Raw genomic sequence first — 19538 nt, forward strand, 5'->3', positions numbered from 1 at the left:
TCAAAAACGAGGGTTTTAGTGTTGTCTATTTTTTGTATAGGTCGCTTTGCTATTCTAATCTTCGGCGTATGCCAACACTACGTACGAGGAGGATATGCAAAAAATGAGGAAAAAAGTGAGCCTAGTGATCATTGCTCTGTTGCTGGTCACGCAAATGATGCAGGGTTGGATATTTACACCAACCATGCACGCTCAGGATGAATTGACTAATTTGCCAGCCAGTGCAATGAGTGATACAGCGTCAGAAGAAGGTTTGGCAGATTCGGAAGAGGTGAACAACCTTGCTGCCACTCCGGAAGAAGAGGAGGGAGATCTTGACCAGAGTAGTTTAGCTATGGCAGCTGCTGGTCCGGTAATTACAGAACATTTGATTACCAGTGTGCAGATGTACAATCAGGCACCGCAAGACAATGGGAATGGAACGATCGAAATCAAAGGCGAGAAGATTGAGGATATTCGTCCACGTATTCAGGATGAGGTGGCTGTCGTCTTTACATGGGGACTTGCAGATGACAATCATAATTATAGCGATGGTTCCACATACACCTTCAACTTGCCCGATAAATTCATCATAGGATCACAGCTTAAAGGTAATCTGGATGGTGGTGTTGGAGAGTATGTGGTGAATCCAGATGGCACAATCGTGTTTACCTTTAATGAACTGATCGAGCATGCACAGCTGGAAGGTAACTTCTATGTGTGGATTAAGTTTGATGAGAGCAAGATGGAAGATGGCTTGAAACAACAGATAGATTTTAGTTCCGTGGGGCAGGGCAGCATTGATGTACATTTTGCCAACACAGCCATAGATAAGTTGACGAAATCGGGAATCGCAAACAAAAACAACTTCAACTCCGACGAAATTAAATGGACCGTAGATTTTAACCAAGGCGAGAAGACGTTGAAAAATGCGGTTCTTACAGATACGTTGCCAACAAACCTTGAACTCAAGGGCGATATTGAAATTCGCGAATTGGAAGTGCAATTGAATGGATCTGTAAAAGAAGGTCCGGTAGTTCAAACGGAACCACAGTTTCCCATTCATTTGGGAGACACAGATAAGGCTTATCGCGTAATTTATACGACGAGTGTTAAAGCACCAACCACTGCTCCGTTCACCAACGTGGAGTATCAAAACCAGGTGGAGCTTACAACGGATCAGAGCGAACACGATGAAACAGCTATTGGCCGAGTTCGTGTAAGTTTTAATGAGCCATTGAACAAGTCAGGGCAAGATAGTGCGTATGATCCAGTGACACAGACAATCACATGGAAAGTGCAATATAACTACAATCAGCAAGAAATCATGCAAGCGAATGCATGGATTGAAGACCGTTTTGATACGGCAAAACAGCAACTGATCAACGATTCCGTCAAAGTGTACCAAGTGGACATTAGTGAAAGTGGAGTTGCTTCGAATAGAACACTGATCGATCCAAATGAATACACACTCGAAGCGATCAATACCGGATTTGATGACGGCTTCAGATTACATTTTAAGAACGACAGTAACAAGGCCTATGAGATCGAATATGATACACAATCCATTCATCGTGTTTATACGAATGACACCATTACGAACACAGTGAGCATGTATGATGGCACTTCCAAAACAGGCCGGAAAGACATTCGGGAAGTCATTTTTGCAAAAAGCGTAAAAAGTGAAAACTTCAATACCAAAGAAATCGAATGGCAGATGGTGCTCAACCGTGATTTGCAGGACATGACGGATATCGTCATCACCGATAATTACGAAGGCAGACACATGAAACTGATTCCGGGTAGTCTTCAAGTAAGTGGGGTTAACCAAGACGACTTCGAACTGACTCCAGACCCGGCTGATCCAACGTATGAAAAAGGATTCTCCGTTCGCCTGAAGGACGGTGTTACCATTAACACGCAACATGTCATTACCTATAAAACAAGCTTTGACCCGACGGCAGGTATGCCTACGGATAATGAGTATCGCAACTCGGCCAAGATCAATTGGGAAGAGTCCAATGTAGCACAGACTGCAATTACCAAATCGGCTGTGGTCAAACCGCAAGAGTACACCATTCAAAATGGTAACAAAAAGGGCGAATACAGCGCCAAAGACAAAACGATTACCTGGACAATTGATGTAAACTACAACTTGTTTGATATTCAGGAGGCTATCCTCAAGGATGCCTACACGGGTAACCAATCTTTTGTAGAAGGTTCATTGAAGGTTCATGAGCTGGTGTTGCAGGGAGAAAATAATGTTACTGCTGTAGGTGGCGAGGTTCCGCTCACACCTGGTCAATTCCAGCTAAACCCGGACGGTAAAGGTTTTGTATTGGATCTGGGCAACTTCGGCAAAGCAGCTTATCGCATTCAGTATCAAACGAGCCTGGATGGACCTTATCCCGTCGAAGGCACGTATGCCAACCAGGCTGTACTAACCGATGGTGACGGCGGTGAAGAGCGCTTTAACAGATCAGCGAGTGTCACGCCAGCTCACGGTGGTGTGTATGTACAAAAAACAGGTCAACAGATCGGTACAACGGATAAAGCATCATGGACGGTAAATATCAATCCAAGTCAATCTTATGTTCCAGCGGGTTCTCAATTAACAGATAACCTATCGGAGAACCAAATTTTATTGGCTGATTCATTGAAATTATATGCAACGAACCTGCCTGCCAACAATTCAGGCAATGTATCCAATAAAGCTGGGCTGGTTGATCCGGCTGATTATGAATTGGCTGTGGAGGGCAATAGATTCACCTTCACCTTCAAGAAAGATATCCATACTGCATTCATTCTGGAATATCAGTCCTATATTAATGCCGATCATGGCGCTCGAATTGAGAATAAAGTTGAATTTGCAGGCCAATCTTCTTCGGTGGTAGGGGAAGGAAATCAGGCGGGTATTAAAGTTTCATTAGCTGGAGCAGGTGGAGGAGCCTCCACAGGTTTAGGCAAAATCAGAATTCACAAAGTCAGTGATACCGGAGTTCCGCTGGAAGGAGCGATCTTCGCAATCTATAATGCGTCTGGGACTACGCTTCTGGAAACATTGAAACCAACGGATGAGAATGGAGTAGTTGAAAGCTCCAGAAACTATCGATTAAACAATCTGACCAATGGTGTACCTTATAAATTAAAAGAATTGTCTGCACCGGCAGGATACTTGGTTGATCCTGAATATGGCTCTGCCTCAGGTAAAACGATTGAATTCAAGGATGCGGATATCGCTTTTGAAATTGAAAATAAAAAAATTCGTCAAGGCTTCGAATTAACCAAGGTGGATGCGGTGGACTCCTCCAAGAAACTCCAGGGTGCAACGTTTGAATTGTACTGGAACAATGGCGCAACCCGAGAGAAAATAGACGAGTTAACGACAGGGGAAGATGGGAAAATCGCCAAAGGGGATCTCTTGCCCGGGGATTATGAATTGGTCGAAGTTGTGGCACCCGAATTTTATCAGTTGGATGCTACCCCGATTCCCTTCACCATTGTAGAAAATCAGACTCAGATTATTACACTGACGAAGTCGAATGCGATGGGAACAGGTGGTAAACTTGTCGTTACCAAAGTCAATGCCAAGGATCATTCCGTATTAAGTGGAATTGAATTCGAATTGCGTGATCGTTCCAATGCGATCATTGATACGAAAGTAACGGATCTGAACGGGGTCATTGAATTTGATAACTTGCCGTATGGTCCATATACATTGGTAGAGACCAAGGCAGAAGGCTATGTTATTGAACAGCCAGAGACGCTTGTATCGATTATCAAACCGGAAACTCAATTGACGATTGAAAATAAAGAAAATGATCGTTCCGTGAAATTGATTAAATATAATTCAGGACGAACGCAGCATCTGCAGGGAGCTGTGTTTGAATTACAGGCTCAAACTGCATTGATGGATGCCAATGGGAATTGGGAGTTCCACAAGGTAACAGGTCTGGATGAAGCTACACTGACAACCAATCAACAAGGTGAAATTGTACTTAAAGACCTGGATATCAATAAATATCAGTTGGTTGAAATAAAAGCACCTAATGGATATGTTTTAGACCCAACACCCATACCATTTGAAATTACGAATACACAAACCGAAGCCGTAGTTGTGGAAAAAACGAATCAGGCTATCCCGGTATCGGGCGGTGGTTCTAGTGGACCTTATAATCCGGGAACACCTACTACGGGTGTAACACCAGATCCCGAGAAACCAGTAACATCGGGACCGGAAAAACCAGGAACGTCTGTCCCAGGTACAGTGGTTACTGGACCTACTGAACCTGGAGGCGGAACCGAACTTCCAACAGATGAAGATAACGGAGTAACTCCTCCTTCGCCTGGCGTATCCAACGGTGACGACACTGCACCTGCCGATGGGGATACCGATGCAACGGACGGGGATGGTGCACTGGCACCTTCTGCTGGAACGGATACAGATGGATCACATGGAACTGGCAATGCTGTATCACAGCAGACCGGAAACGTTGTATCAGAGGGAATGCTGCCGAAGACAGGCGAAGAGAGCACATTGGCTTTCACTGTCGCAGGCATGATGCTGATGGCATTAGGTAGTGCGGGATATATCTACTTCCGTCGCAGACAATTGCTTCAGCGCTAGATCGCGGCACGTAATGCAGGAACAGATCATATTTGGATAATAAAACACCCTCTAGCTTTCACAAGTGACCAAGAGTCACCGTGTGAATTACTAGAGGGTGTTTTATTTTATTTCAGCTGCACCTTAGGGAAGATCAAGATCCGGCAACCTTCGGATTCACTTCAATAGCTCTTACAATTAGTCGATGTGTTGGATTGACGAGTGGATCACAGGTAATCAAGGTGAGGATCTGTCCAAGTCCGGGGTCTTCCAGCACAGACAAGTCATTTGGCTCCACAACGGAGATCTGATCTACCTTATATTGAATCATCGTTTGATCTGCCAAGGTGACTTTCATTGAATCACCAATCTGGAGTTCTCCCAGACGATTGAACAGTCGTCCTTTTTTGTGGGCGCGATGAGCGGCTATGGCAGCATTCCCCTTGTTACCGATCCTAGTGGTTTCAACAAGATGGGTTGCAGCTACCTTCATGTTGGCCTCCGTTGCACCCTCCAGGATCGGTAAGCGGACATCAATCTTGTCGATCGATAGTATCCCCAACGTATCCGAAGAGGCATCTTGCACTATATCTGTACTATCCGTAGTTGGCTCGGCAGAAGCTGCATCCTGCATGCCCTGTTCGAAGGAGTGATTAAGCTTGGACAAGCCGTTTTGCAATTGCTCCAGATCGTTCATCACACGGGTTTGCTGCCAGTCATAATACGTGTCCCGCAGGAAAGGAAAGCTGATGATCAGCATGCCCAGCAGAATAAGCAGCATAGAGAATTTTTTCATTATGCATCAACTCCTGTTGTCCAAGAAAAATAGTATACCTTTCTCTATTTTTACTTACCGACCTATACAAAATATGGACAGGAGACGAAAAGACGAGGACGTACAGGAAAGTTCGAAGGGTAGAGTGGACCCAAAACAAAACCTCCCCGTGGCGTTACAGTAGGAAAACTGCAACGCCACGGGGAGGTCTTATTATATGGGGTCAGATTGTATCAGCTGTATAAGTTAAACTAGCCATTTACATGAGAACGTAGAGGACAGAAATAACGTGAAGAAGCGAAGCTAAAAGCTTTCTGCAAGAAAGCTACTTCGTAAGCATACGCTTCGCCGTTATCATTAGATTTTCACCTTTGTAAAAGTGAATCAAAAAATCTGGGGATAACAGCGATCAGAAGGTTATTCTGTCATCGAAGTGGCAAATGTAAAATTGTCTCGTTAGTGCTTATTAGCTGATGCATCAGTAGGTGTGAAATCACATTCCTTCAGTGGCACCACTTTGGTCTTTTTGATCCATTTGTAACCCAGCCACAACACCAGGAACAGTGGTACGCTCAGGTAGGCAACGATGGCTCCACTCCAGTCGATCTTCTCACCCGTAAATGCCTGATAGTTCTGTCCAATGATCACGATGATACACAGGACAAAAGCAAAGATTGGCCCAAACGGGAACCAGCGTGCCCGGTAAGGCAGATCACTCAAATCCCTGCCTTGTGCAACGTATGCACGACGGAAGCGATAGTGACTGATAGCGATACCTAGCCAAGTGATAAAACCACACATACCGGATGCATTCAGCAACCAGGTATACACAATTCCATCGCCGAACAGGGAGGCAAGAAATGCCAACATGCCAACGGCTGTTGTAAGCAGCAAGGCATTCATGGGAATACCTTTTTTGTTCAGCTTACCGAGGAAACGAGGGGCTTTACCGTCTCGGGCAAGGGCATAGAGAACCCGGCTTGAAGCATACATGCCTGAGTTTCCGGCAGAGAGTACAGAAGTCAGAATAACAGCATTCATGACGGAAGCCGCAATAGCAAGTCCGGCTTTCTCAAACACCAGCGTGAACGGGCTGACACCGATATTTTCCAGATCACCTTTGAGCAGGTTCGGATGCGTATACGGAATGATCAGACTGATCACGGTAATCGCCAAAATGTAAAAAATCAGAATGCGCCAAAATACCTGACGAATTGCACGAGGTACATTTTCGCGCGGGTTTTCACTTTCACCGGCGGCTACCCCGATAAGCTCGGTACCCTGGAATGAGAATCCCGCGGCCATGAATACACCTAATACGGCGAAGAATCCGCCATGGATGGGCGCATCACCGATGGTGAAGTTGCTGAAACCAACTGCTTCTCCACCCATAATACCAAAGATCATGAGCACACCAACGGCCAGGAAGATGATCACGGTAGCTACCTTGATAATGGCGAACCAATATTCGGACTCCCCGTAGCCTTTGACGGAAAGCACATTCAAGGCAAAGATCAATACGAGAAACAACAAGCTCCATAACATGGACGAACTGTCGGGGAACCAGTATTTGATGAGTACTGTAGCGGCAGCAAGCTCTGCTGCAATGGTTACGGCCCAGTTGTACCAGAAGTTCCAGCCCATGGCGAACCCAAGAGCAGGATCGACAAAACGTGCGGCATACGTATTAAATGAACCGGAGTCCGGCATAAAGGTCGCAAGCTCACCAAGGCTGGTCATCAGGAAATAGACCATAATGCCGACAGCCGCATAGGCAATTAAAGCTCCACCAGGGCCTGCGGTTGAGATGGCGGTACCACTTGCAAGAAACAGCCCGGTACCAATCGAGCCACCGAGGGCGATCATCGTCATATGGCGTGCGCGTAATCCTTTTTTCAGGGAAGGTCCAGTTGTTGTTGGGTCACTGCGGTCTTGCATGGAAACACTCCTTCATTCGATATACTGATGTTTGCGATAATTGCTTCATAAACAAAAAGACCACAGGCATCAGCCTGCGGTCTTTAATATTTCAATGTCCGCACCATGTCCCAGATGATTAAGATAGCTCAACACAGAAGAATTCATACCTTTATATAAAGGAAATGTACTTCCGTGACAGTTCTGCGCCTTTCGACAGCAGCCCCAGCCCACCGGACCGTATAAGGAACGTCCAGTGAGCTTCGGCGGGTGCACCTTTCGGCTGATCTCATAAGCGGCTCCTTAGCGCCTCCATCAGCGTACTGATCGCACCCGCGACCTCTACCTCACCATCAATGGATGAGGTGTATCTATTGTCTATGAAATTATGAACGACACAACTTAACACGATGTGTCCTGTTTAGTAAACAGACAATCAGTATAACGCGCATGGTTTTCCAGTGCAATAACAATTGTTGGATGTGAGGTTTGAGGGACGACTAATCCTCTTTTTTGTTCCGGCCAGCCATCTGCTGCCATACCGTTCCGGCAGCCTGTTCGCCCGATTCGATTCGCTCCAGAGCCATCTTGGCCTGCAGGCTGACTTCAAACTCGGGATCTTCAGCTGCAACTCGCAACGCTTGCTCCGCTTCTTCAGTTCCGACCTCATAGAGAAAACGTGCTGCTCGCCAGCGTACAAGTTTACTTTTATCGGATAACGTGGCTGTCATCGCTGGAGTAGCGGCAGGGTCACCGATATCCGACAAGGTGTCACCGGCAGTACGGCGTACCGCAGGTGAACTGTCCTGAAGCGCTTCATACAGCAGTTCCATCGCTTCCGGTGTACGGATGTCACCCAGGTATACGACAGCCAAGCGACGTATCTGCATTTTGTTGTCATGCAGGGCATGGGCTACGAGAGGCAGTCTTTCGGCTGTAGGCTCCATGCCGTCCAATGCCGCATAGCGAACATTCCAGTCCTCGTTTCGCAGAGCCTCTTCAAGCTCAGCTCCATCCAATTCACGGCGGCGCTCAACGAATTCTTCGGATTTGGTACCATGTTCAATGGCCTGTTTGATGACCTGCTCCAATCGTTCCGGCGGGTAAGCGGCTTCCAATTCCTGCTCGACTTCACGTGCAATATCAGGCAATTCACCATATCGAACGCCGTAATCACTTAGTTTGCGTTCTTTGATCATTGTCGCACTGGCGACTTCTGTCACTGCTTTGACAAAGCGGTCCGACAACGAGATTCGTTCTTCCTTGACCCCGGCTTTGACCCTGATTTGCATCGGTACGCCTCGGAAAAATTGTACGAATACCTGTGCTTCTCCGAAGTGCTCTCCTGAGGCATCTTCGGATTCAATCCAGTCCAGATCAATGCCTTGCTGTCCAAGACGGTTTTGGACTTCGCCCAAGATAACGGACCAGTCGGCATTCCCTTTACGATCAAGTGCGACAAAGTCTGTCGTGTGGAACACACTTTTTACACCAGGAATATGAAGCATCTGGCGAATGAACGCCGGAGCAGATCGTTCGTTGTCGAGTGTATATGTTTTGCGAATTCCGTCCTCCAGACGTTCATCGAGATGCAGCATCATCGTATTTGGGCTGGGTGTTGGTTCAATGGATACAATATTCATCAGTGTAACCTCCTATAATACCAGATTCATTCTTCCCTTCCCGTAAATTAAATCACACGGGTATTTCTCTATTTTACATCAATGTGTGGAATCTGCGAAATCATCGAGAAGTGAAGTGGACGTGACTAACACGTAATGTGAAGAAATGCGAAATTTGTTAACACTTCTTTCATGTTCACGCACAAACATTTTTAAACGTAAATTGGCACAATAGAGATATGAATCAACTGGAGGTTATACCTATGGAACCCATTACCGTGCTCTCGGATGGAAAACGTCGTATTGCATATGAGAATATTATTCAATTGTTCAGGGACTGGATTGAGGACTCAACATCTGGTTCTGCGATAGAAACACATCGGGGAAGTTGGGAAAATGCCCGTTATTGTATTGTTGATTATCAGAATGCCGAAGAAGCGGTGTCAGCAGCAAATGCTATTCGGGCCTTTATGCCACAACTTCCGTTGCTTGTCATTACGGATTTCAAATCCCTTATTCGGAAGCGCCACCTGCAACAGATTACAGGTACAGGCGAGATGAAGATGATTCTCTGGAACGAGCAAGACCCAAATCATCTCATCAAGGATATGGAGAGTTGGTTGCATTCGTCGTCTGTCCATAAATCACAAATAGCCATACCGCCCATCTTATCCATGAGATAAAAGAAGGATATGGCCAAAGGTTTTGACTTCAATCGTTACGATCGAATCAGAACACGTATTTATAGCCTGTTCCCCAAACCGTCTTAATATAACGTGGGTTTTTGGGGTCAGGCTCAATTTTTTTACGCAGACTTGAGATATGAACATCAATGGTACGATCCAGATAGGCGCGTTCGGAGCCTTTGATCCGATCCATCAGTTCATTACGGGTGAACACTTTACCCGGATTTCGGTACAATTCCTTCATAATCTCAAACTCAATATGAGTGACCTCGATTTCAACGCCATCCACAAACAGGGTTCTTCTGTACTCGTTCACATTCACATGCCCAGTAACCTCTGCCTGCTTGTCTTCTTTGACCGGTTTATCCTGATAGGAAATGATTGATCTTCGCAGCAGTGCTTTAATCCGGGCATCCAACTCTTTCAAACTAAATGGTTTGCACAGAAAGTCATCCGCACCATTATGCAATGCGCGAAGTCGATCGTTCAGCATGGTACTTGCCGAGATCATCAGAATGGGCACAGTGGAGTGCTGGCGAAAGGCTTCTACGAGATCATTTCCATCCATTTCAGGAAGCATGAGATCCGTTACAACAATATCCGGCTGGAATTGTGGAAACAGTTGAAGTGCCTCGCGGGCATGATGAACCCGTTCAGTGATGTATCCTTCCTCCTCAAGAAAGAAAGCAATCATGTCGGCCAGATTTTTCTCATCTTCTATAAGAAGTACTTTGATAGTCATAGGGTCACACTCCTGGTGAAAATAATATGTTAAGAAAATACTAAAAAAACAAGCTGAATTGCGAATAAATACCGCAAATTTTTTAATGTTTCTATTCCAAAATATAGGATGTATATGTAGAGAAGATCTAGGCTTTTTGAATGAATCTCAATATTTTAGCATGGATGTAGTTGGATTGCCGATCAATCAGAATTTCCCAAATCTACACCAACTAATAATTACAGTATAATGGATCAGAACGAGTTAAGGGGAAAAAAAGTAGATTGTATCCGCTTAAGTTTATAGGGGGAACCAACGTTGTTGTTGAAAACAGAAGAAAAAATGATCTATGAGGGCAACTACATATGGATCGTATAAAGGCAAGAGAAATGCTGGATTGGGTAGTATTGAAGCTGAGAATACCCTGGATTGGGACCACCATTCTGATCATTCTGGGATCACTAAGCACTATTTTTCCGGTACCTTTATTCTATGGTGTACAGTTTATGATTGTTAGCGCGGCAGCACTCGTTGCTCTACGTTTGCATGGGGCCATCTATGGATTTGTCACCCTTATAGTCATCCATCTGCTGATTACTGTCTGTGTTGGCTTCCAGCCGCACCATGTATCTATAATGCTTGCCCACTTCATGGAATTGATCTGGATGCTCGTTTGGCAGATTCGTTGGAAGAATGGCAGCTTAATCAAGGCTAATGCTGTCTTTTGGGTAGTCATGTTATTTCCCGCGATCTATGCCGGGCATTTTATATTGGGTTTGAATATAGACGATTTGAAGTATGAGTACATGTATATTGCTGTAATTGGTATGGTGAATGCGCTGATTGCAGGAATTGTAGTCGATTTCTGGATCACCACAGGTGAACACAAATCAAAGCGGACGGGTACTATTCCACTCACAAGAATTGCGTTTAAATACGTAGTCGCCTTTGTGGTATTTGTTTCTCTCGTACTGTTATCCGCAGATAGCCGCAGACAATTGAGTCAGCTGGATGATGCCATATTACGTGATATGAAATATGCAGCGAGTGCGGTTACTCAGGATATTGATGAAGGGTACATTACCTCCGACAATATGGATCAGAATATGGCGCGTTATCATCATCTATTGGGTGTGAATGTGATTCTGCTGAATCGGGATGATACTGTCGTTGCTTCTGGTTTGAATACACTGCAGGCGGGCGAGTACCTGGACATGGACAGCTTCCGTCTTCTGAAGTCGAGAGAGAACCTCATTCTCTTAAGTTCCGCAAATATCCATTACAGTGATGTATTAAATCATTGGAAACAAGCCTCCTTTATCTATGAAGCAGAAATGACAAGAATAACACCTTATCGGGTATTCATTGTGACCGACTCGTCCAAGTATTACCCCCGAATTGAATCGATTTACCTGACCACACTGCAATCCCTGTTCATCATCATCGTGGCTTCTATGATTGTAGCAGCTCCGCTCAGCAGTAAGGTCGTTAGCCCGCTGTTAAGACTGACCAGGATGACAGGCTCTCTGCCGAGACTGCTGTTTCGAAATGGGAAGTTGGAGTGGCCAACCAGCCATGTAACTGAAGTACAGATCCTGATTGGTAATTTGCGCAAAATGGCCGATGTGCTGCTGGAACAGTTCGAACAGATTCGTCACGACAAGTTAACGTTGGAGGACAGGGTCATAGAGCGGACCAAGGAACTCAAGAACAGTGAAGAGGTCAAACGTGCCATTATTGAATCCTCCATTGACGCGATTATCGCTGTGGACTCCAATGGGATGATTGTTGAGTTTAATCCGGAGGCTGAAAGGATGTTTGGGTTGCGCCGGGAGGAAGTGATCCTGCACAAGGAAGCGCCGACTCTTTTCCAAGGGGCAAGTTGCGTGGAGATCAAGAAATTGTTGGAGCGATTTGACTATGTTGAAGGTAAGAGATACACAACCGTAGATGAAATTTCAGGAATTCGCCGGGATGGTTCCGTCTTTCCGATTGAGTACAAAATTGTAGAAATTCAGCTTGGCAAAAATGAGACGTTATATAACCTGTTTATCAAGGATATTACCGAGCGGACCAGAGCAGAAGAAGATCGTGTGCGTCATGCCCTTGCGTTGGAGAAGTTGAACTCGGAGTTGTTCAATGAAAAGATTGCCATTCAGGAACAGCGAGATATCAGTGAGCAATTTATTGAATCCGTACGGGAAGGGCTCGTGATGTCTGATCGATCAGGGACCATAACCATCGTCAACCGAAGGATAGAAGAGATGTTTGGTTTGGGTGATTTTCTGGGCAGATCTATCGAAGATTTGGCGCAGGCGATTGATACAATGGTATTAACGGACAACTTCAATCTGATGGAACAGACTAGAGCATTCCTGAATGGAGAAACGGCGTTTATCGAGACCGAATTTATATTTAATAATGTGGATAAAAGTGTGTTTTCCTTGTACATGAAACAGATGGATGTCCCGGGTAAGAACCATGGTTTTCTGCTGGTGTTCCGTGACCGGACCGGAGAAGAGCGGCTGGATCGGATGAAGAATGAACTGATCAGCGTAGTATCTCATGAGCTTCGAACACCTGTAGCCACCATTATGGGGTATGTGGAATTAATGATGATGTATGACCTTCCGGCAGCTCAGCAGCAGGAATTCATGCAGACCATCGCTTCGGAGGGCAAGCGGCTGAGCAGTTTGCTCGATGATGTACTCGATATTCAGCGACTCGATAACGAAGGCATGACTTACCATATGACGTATGTACCGCTGGTTGAGTTGGTAGAAGGGGTTGCCGAACAGTGGAATATGAAGTCTGCCCAACGAATCTACGTGCATACGTTTAATGGAGACTTTTTTGCTTATGCTGACCAGAACAGAATGGTTCAGGTTCTGCACAATCTGGTGGGCAATGCAGTCAAGTATTCTCCGGGAGCTGACCGCATTGATGTGACGTTATGGGAAGAAGAGGAATGGTTATGTCTTGATGTGCGTGATTATGGTATAGGGATTGCGGAGCAAGAGAAGGACATGTTGTTCAACAAGTTCTATCGAGTGGATAATTCGGATCATCGGCAGATTGGTGGAACAGGAATCGGGTTGTACATTTCCCGTAAAATTGTAGAGGATCACAAGGGGACGCTGACCTTTATATCTGCACCGGACAAGGGAAGTACGTTCAAGGTACGACTGCCCAAGCAGGACGTATTGGTTTAAATGTATTGATGGATGAAGAGATGCATTCCACTTTATTTATGATCAATATTAAGTATGAGACCTGCGAATAGAGCCTTTGCCCTTCAGCGCGTAAGCGTGATAAGGGGAAAGGCTTTTTTTGTTTTTCAATTTCCCGGATAAAAAAACAACTTCTTTTGCAAACTGTCTATAGAGCCATAATTTGCATCCCATGCAAAAGGAGGACGGAAGGTATATGTTCCGTAAACAAGAGAAAACACTCATCATCGTCTGTCTGGTTGCAGCTGTGGTTGTGCTGTATGCCGTTGTGAAAAGCATCATCCGGATCATGAGTTATTAAGATACACGTTTAAGCAGAGGAACTGCTGTTGTACATAACGATTATGTGAAAGAGGAGTGTAACCATGTCATCCCTGGACCCTGTTTTGCTCAGCCGGATACTAACCGGTCTTACCCTGTTTGTACACATTGTTTTTGCCTCTATCGGTGTAGGTGTACCACTCATGATTGCCTTGGCCGAGTGGCGAGGACTACGAACCAATGATATGCATTACACCTTGCTGGCACGGCGGTGGGCACGAGGTTTTGTCATCACCGTTGCCGTTGGCGTCGTTACAGGCACCTCGATCGGATTACAGCTCAGTCTGCTGTGGCCGATGTTTATGCGGGTAGCGGGCCAGGCAATCGCCCTGCCGCTGTTCATGGAGACGTTTGCCTTTTTTATAGAGGCGATCTTTCTTGGGATTTACCTCTATACGTGGGATCGTTTCAAAAAGAAATACACGCATATGCTGCTGTTGATTCCGGTAGCTCTTGGCTCATCTGCATCTGCGATTTTTATTACGACGGTGAACTCCTTCATGAACCAGCCTCAGGGATTCACCCTGATTAATGGCATCATGAAGGACATCCATCCGATTGCAGCCATGCTGAATCCGGCAACACCAACCAAGGTGTCTCATGTGCTCGCTTCATCCTACACTCTGAGTGCAGGTGTTCTGGCGGGGATAGCCGCTTTCAGTTTGCTTCGGGGACGGGACCATGTGTATTACAAAAAAGCACTGAAACTCACGACGGTATCTGCGCTTGTATTTGCCATCAGTACCGTCATGATCGGCGACTCCTCCGGTAAATTCCTGGCGAAATATCAGCCGGAGAAACTGGCTGCCGCAGAATGGCATTTTAAGACGATGAAAGAGGCACCGCTTGTTTATGGCGGCATTTTGGATGAGAACAATGAAGTGAAATACGCGATTGAGATTCCTTATGCACTTAGCATTTTGGCGGGGAATCGTCCCGATACGGAAGTGAAAGGTCTCGAAGAATTTCCTGCGGATCTAAGGCCACCCCTGTCCATTCATTATATGTTCGACCTGAAGGTCACAACCGGAGTGATCATCCTGATGATTCCTGTGTTATATGTGCTGCGGCGCTGGTTGCCCGGGCGCAAACCATATCCCAAATGGCTGTTGCTCGGCATTGTTTTGCTCGGACCGCTAGCCATGATTGCAATTGAGCTGGGGTGGATGTTCGCCGAAGTTGGCAGACAGCCTTGGATCTTACGCGGGTATATGAAGGTGTCGGAAGCGGCCACGACTTCAACATCGGTAGGGTGGATGCTGGTGTTGTTCATCTTGTTGTATCTGATTCTCTGTTTCTCGTGCATTCGGGTACTCAGCAAGCTGTTCCGTAATAAGGAAGCAGAGAAGGAACTGGAGTCTCTGGGGCTTGAAGGAGGGATCGTGCATTGAGCTTCGAAATTGCAGGTATTGCGATATTGTGGACGTTTTTGTTCGGTTACCTGATTGTCGCTTCGATTGATTTTGGCGCCGGGTTCTTCAGCTTTTACAGCATTTTGACCGGGCATGAGAACAAAATTCATAACATCATTCAGCGCTACCTGTCTCCCGTGTGGGAAGTGACGAATGTGTTTCTGATCTTTTTTGTGGTCGGACTGGTTGGGTTTTATCCGGACAGCGCCTTCTATTACGGGACTGCCTTGCTGGTTCCGGGTTCTTTGGCCATTGTACTGCTTGCTATCCGGGGGGTGTACTACGCCTACAATACCTATGGCAACCATGGGCAGAACAGCCGGATCTACATGGCATTGTACGGAGCGACGGGATTGCTGATTCCAGCGGTATTCTCCACCATTTTGGCGATATCCGAAGGCGGAATCATTGAGCAGGTGGGCGAACAGGTATTTTTTCGCTGGCGTGAATTTTTGACGAATCCATATACCTGGTCGGTTGTTTTGCTTGCACTAGTCAGTGTGTTGTACATCTCGGCGATGTTTCTTTCCTATTATGCCAAACGGGCAGGGGATGAGCCGGCATTTGAGGTGCTTCGAGAGTATGCACTGCTCTGGAGCTTGCCAACCATTTTTGCGAGTTTTCTGGCATTTCTGCAGATTAACAAACAGAATCCCGCACATTTTGAGCAGATGGTGAATATTTCATGGATGTTCATTGCTTCGTTTATCTGTTTTGTCATTGCGGTGTCGCTGGTGTGGAAACGCAAATATCTGGGCTGGTGTTTTATCGCTGTCATGCTTCAGTTTGCCTTTGCCTGGTATGGTTACGGGCGATCCCACCTTCCGTATATTCTGTATCCGTACATTAATATTTATGACAGCTTTACAAATCGGACGATGGGGATTGCGCTTATTACGGCGTTCAGCCTGGGGCTGCTCGTGCTCATTCCGTCACTTGTGCTGATTATGAAGTTGTTCCTGTTTGATGCCAATTATGTACGCGGTAATTCTGGTAAAAAGAAAGGATGAGTCTGTTCATGTTGCTGAACATGTTCTTACTTATGACTCCCTTGCTGTACCCACTATCTGCTGAGGGAGTCACGGGGATACCCGGCATAACCGGGTTGAGTTTTTTTGAGACATTCACCATCATGTACGCCCCACCACTCATTATTATGGCTGCGGTTGTCTTTTTGTTCATATATCTGGCCGTATGCAAAAATCCGAAGGATTGATTGACTGGTACGTACATTCCCATTTGGGGTAATCTGTTGTTAAGAAATAGGAAGGGAGGAGGCCCCTTTCATGCCTAAAATCCGTTATAACAATATTGATAATGTAAGTACGGACAAAACGCTGAAGGAATTCAAGCAATGGCGGGAGCAGCGGCGCAATAAAGTGAAGGACTACTCCTACACCGTTCCCAAACACCCGCCTGAACTGGATTATCTGCATGCCAATCGGGAGGACACGAGTATCACCTGGATTGGTCACTCCACGTTTTTCATTCAATATTATGGATTAAACATCGTGACTGACCCGGTGTGGGCCGAAAAAATGGGATTTCAACGAAGGCTCGGTGCCCCCGGCATTCCGATTCAGGATATTCCACCGTTGGATGTCATTCTGATATCCCATTCCCACTATGATCATCTGCATCTGGCTTCCTTGCGTAAGCTGGTTACCGCCAAGACATTGCTAATTGTCCCTGATGGTCTGAAGCGAAAGATGATTCGCAAAGGATTCCATCGGTGCCAAGAGATGAAGTGGTGGGATCATATTACACTTGGCGGAGTCAAAATAACCTTTGTCCCTGCACAGCACTGGACGCGCCGAACGCTGTTTGATACCAATACGTCCCACTGGGGCGGTTATGTGTTGGAGCAGAACCATGCGGCGACGACTTCAGCAGCGGAAAGTGCTGCAACAGCGAGCAGTCAGGATGAATCATCGGAGCAATCACGGGTAAACATAACCGCCAAGAAATCAGACGGCCCACCTGTATTGTATTTTGTAGGGGATACAGGTTACTTCCAGGGATTCAAAACGATTGGAGAGCGCTTTGACATCGGTATTACTCTGATGCCTATTGGTGCCTACGATCCGGAATGGTTCATGACGTCCCAGCATGTGACACCTGAAGAAGCACTGCAGGGGTTCGTTGAATCCGGTTCCCAGCTCATGGTGCCAATGCACTATGGCACATTCAAGCTGGCGGATGATACACCCAAGGAAGCATTGGATCGGCTGGAAGTTGAACGTGAGCGGTTAGGCATTGGTAAAGAACGGATTCGGGTGCTTGGTCATGGTGAAACTCTGCGGATACGGCATGAGAAAAGCAAACAGGACTAACAAAAGCAAGCCAAATATGTTAATGTAGGGATATGCCTGCATGAACAGTACATTTACCAAATCTTTAATAAGTAAAAAGCGGCCAATTTTCGAATTTGCCGCTTTTTTGTGTTATAATATGGTGCCAGAATAGGCATCGGGATATTGAATCCATGATTTACGCAACTTGCTATTCATGCAGTATGCAGATTAACCAATAAAGGATGGTATGCTTAATGATCAGTACAAGCGGCATCACGCTCCGCTACGGAAAACGTGCACTTTTTGAAGATGTAAATATCAAATTCACACCAGGAAACTGTTATGGCCTCATCGGCGCCAATGGAGCCGGTAAATCAACATTCTTGAAAATTTTGTCCGGTGAAATTGAATCCAACTCGGGAGAGGTGCACATCACCCCGGGCGAACGTATGGCCGTTTTGAAGCAAAACCACTTTGAATATGATGAGTATCCGGTTCTCGAAACGGTAATTATGGGTCATAGTCGTCTCTATGCCATTATGAAAGAAAAAGATACGCTGTATGCCAAAGCGGACTTCACTGAAGAAGACGGCCTGCGTGCAGGTGAGCTTGAAGGTGAATTTGCGGAGCTCAATGGCTGGGATGCTGAGCCGGATGCAGCGGCACTCCTGATCGGTCTGGGTATCGACCGTGACATGCACGATAAGAAAATGAATGAACTAAGTGGTAACGAAAAAGTTCGTGTCCTGCTTGCACAAGCATTGTTTGGTCGTCCAAACAACCTGTTGCTCGATGAGCCTACCAACCACTTGGATCTCGAATCCATTCAATGGCTTGAGAACTTCTTGATGGACTATGAAGGTACTGTTATTGTGGTATCCCATGACCGTCACTTCCTGAACAAAGTATGTACGCACATTGCGGATATCGACTTTGGTAAAATCCAGTTGTATGTAGGTAACTATGACTTCTGGTATGAATCCAGCCAATTGGCACTTGCGTTGCAACGTGATGCCAACAAGAAAAAAGAAGAGAAGATTAAAGAGCTTCAAGCCTTTATTCAACGTTTCTCTGCGAATGCCTCGAAATCAAAACAGGCAACTTCCCGGAAGAAACAACTCGACAAAATCACACTGGATGATCTTCGTCCATCGAACCGTAAATATCCGTTTATCAACTTCAAACCTGAGCGTGAAGCCGGTAAACAATTGTTGACCGTAGATCGCATCAGCAAATCCATTGATGGTGTGAAAATGCTGAATGATATCAGCTTTGTCGTGAACAAAGGGGATAAAATCGCATTTGTGGGTCCAAACGGGAATGCCAAGTCACTGTTGTTTGATATTCTTATGGGTGAAACGGAATTGGATAGTGGCGAATACACTTGGGGTGTAACAACAACTCAAGCTTATTTCCCGAAAGACAACTCCAAATATTTTGACGGTGTAGACATGACGCTTGTGGATTGGCTCCGTCAATATTCCAAAGATCAGGATGAAACGTATCTGCGTGGATTCTTGGGACGTATGTTGTTCTCAGGTGAGGAATCCTTGAAAAAGGCAAGTGTACTCTCCGGAGGCGAGAAAGTTCGCTGTATGCTGGCGAAAATGATGCAGACTGGTGCTAACGCATTGATTCTGGATGAGCCTACGAACCACTTGGATCTCGAATCCATCACAGCGCTGAACAATGGTATGATTGATTTTGACGGCACAATGCTGTTCACATCCCATGACCATCAGTTCATTCAAACCATTGCTAACCGGATTATCGAAATTACGCCGAATGGCATCATTGATCGCCAAATGAGCTATGACGAGTATCTGGAAAGTGATGAAATCAAAGAACTGCGCAATAAAATGTATCCGGTAGAAGCTTAAACCAAGCATCATCTACGGCACATGATTATAGGAACACCAAAGAACCGCAAGCCTCTGTGAAGAGGGCTTGCGGTTCTTTTTGTAATCCAATGGGT

General features: G+C 45.8%; 12 protein-coding genes and 1 riboswitch. Of the genes, 8 read left to right on the forward strand and 4 right to left on the reverse strand.

Annotated features, from left to right (window positions below):
• Positions 1–103 precede the first annotated feature (103 nt).
• On the forward strand, positions 104–4606 hold the full coding sequence (locus ACE3K2_RS21595; protein ID WP_421894862.1) for a collagen binding domain-containing protein: 4503 nt from the start codon (positions 104–106) through the stop codon (positions 4604–4606).
• A 133-nt stretch (positions 4607–4739) separates the two neighbouring features.
• Here the strand turns inward: ACE3K2_RS21595 and ACE3K2_RS21600 are convergent, their stop codons facing one another.
• The 3 genes from ACE3K2_RS21600 to ACE3K2_RS21610 form a co-directional block, all read right to left on the reverse strand.
• Positions 4740–5381 carry a class D sortase gene (locus ACE3K2_RS21600; protein WP_421894865.1) on the reverse strand — a complete coding sequence of 214 codons (642 nt, stop codon included), beginning with the start codon at positions 5379–5381 and terminating at the stop codon, positions 4740–4742.
• Between the two features lie 435 nt (positions 5382–5816).
• On the reverse strand, positions 5817–7298 hold the full coding sequence (locus tag ACE3K2_RS21605; protein ID WP_421894868.1) for an amino acid permease: 1482 nt from the start codon (positions 7296–7298) through the stop codon (positions 5817–5819).
• Positions 7299–7414: 116 nt separating this feature from the next.
• A riboswitch (Lysine riboswitch) is annotated at positions 7415–7630 on the reverse strand.
• Positions 7631–7777: 147 nt separating this feature from the next.
• A complete protein-coding gene (locus ACE3K2_RS21610; RefSeq protein WP_421894871.1) occupies positions 7778–8920 on the reverse strand; it encodes a virulence factor in 1143 nt (380 codons plus the stop codon).
• A 242-nt stretch (positions 8921–9162) separates the two neighbouring features.
• On the opposite strand from ACE3K2_RS21610, the gene ACE3K2_RS21615 reads away from it, so the two are divergent.
• Entirely contained in the window at positions 9163–9582 is a 420-nt protein-coding gene (locus ACE3K2_RS21615) for a hypothetical protein (protein ID WP_421894874.1), read from the forward strand.
• A 46-nt stretch (positions 9583–9628) separates the two neighbouring features.
• Here ACE3K2_RS21615 and ACE3K2_RS21620 read toward each other — a convergent pair whose 3' ends face one another.
• Positions 9629–10327 (reverse strand): response regulator transcription factor, encoded by a 699-nt coding sequence (locus tag ACE3K2_RS21620; protein WP_421894877.1) that lies wholly within the window; start codon positions 10325–10327, stop codon positions 9629–9631.
• Between the two features lie 344 nt (positions 10328–10671).
• Here ACE3K2_RS21620 and ACE3K2_RS21625 point away from each other — a divergent pair, with 344 nt between their 5' ends.
• From ACE3K2_RS21625 to ACE3K2_RS21650, 6 genes are all read left to right on the forward strand, one after another.
• Positions 10672–13518 (forward strand): ATP-binding protein, encoded by a 2847-nt coding sequence (locus ACE3K2_RS21625; protein ID WP_421894880.1) that lies wholly within the window; start codon positions 10672–10674, stop codon positions 13516–13518.
• 383 nt (positions 13519–13901) lie between these two features.
• Positions 13902–15248: a cytochrome ubiquinol oxidase subunit I gene (locus tag ACE3K2_RS21630; protein ID WP_421894883.1), complete on the forward strand. Its 1347-nt coding sequence runs from the start codon at positions 13902–13904 to the stop codon at positions 15246–15248.
• Positions 15245–16279 (forward strand): cytochrome d ubiquinol oxidase subunit II, encoded by a 1035-nt coding sequence (locus ACE3K2_RS21635; RefSeq protein WP_421894886.1) that lies wholly within the window; start codon positions 15245–15247, stop codon positions 16277–16279. The genes ACE3K2_RS21630 and ACE3K2_RS21635 overlap by 4 nt, the downstream gene beginning before the upstream one ends.
• 8 nt (positions 16280–16287) lie before the next feature.
• Positions 16288–16485, forward strand: coding sequence for a hypothetical protein (locus ACE3K2_RS21640; protein ID WP_421894889.1), 198 nt, complete (start codon positions 16288–16290; stop codon positions 16483–16485).
• 70 nt (positions 16486–16555) lie between these two features.
• Positions 16556–17602 (forward strand): MBL fold metallo-hydrolase, encoded by a 1047-nt coding sequence (locus tag ACE3K2_RS21645; protein ID WP_421894892.1) that lies wholly within the window; start codon positions 16556–16558, stop codon positions 17600–17602.
• A 215-nt stretch (positions 17603–17817) separates the two neighbouring features.
• Complete coding sequence (locus ACE3K2_RS21650) at positions 17818–19443, forward strand: ABC-F family ATP-binding cassette domain-containing protein (protein ID WP_091038559.1); 1626 nt, start codon at positions 17818–17820, stop codon at positions 19441–19443.
• Positions 19444–19538: the final 95 nt, after the last annotated feature.

Origin of the sequence: Paenibacillus sp., from assembly GCF_048976745.1 — a bacterium.
GTDB lineage: Bacteria > Bacillota > Bacilli > Paenibacillales > Paenibacillaceae > Paenibacillus.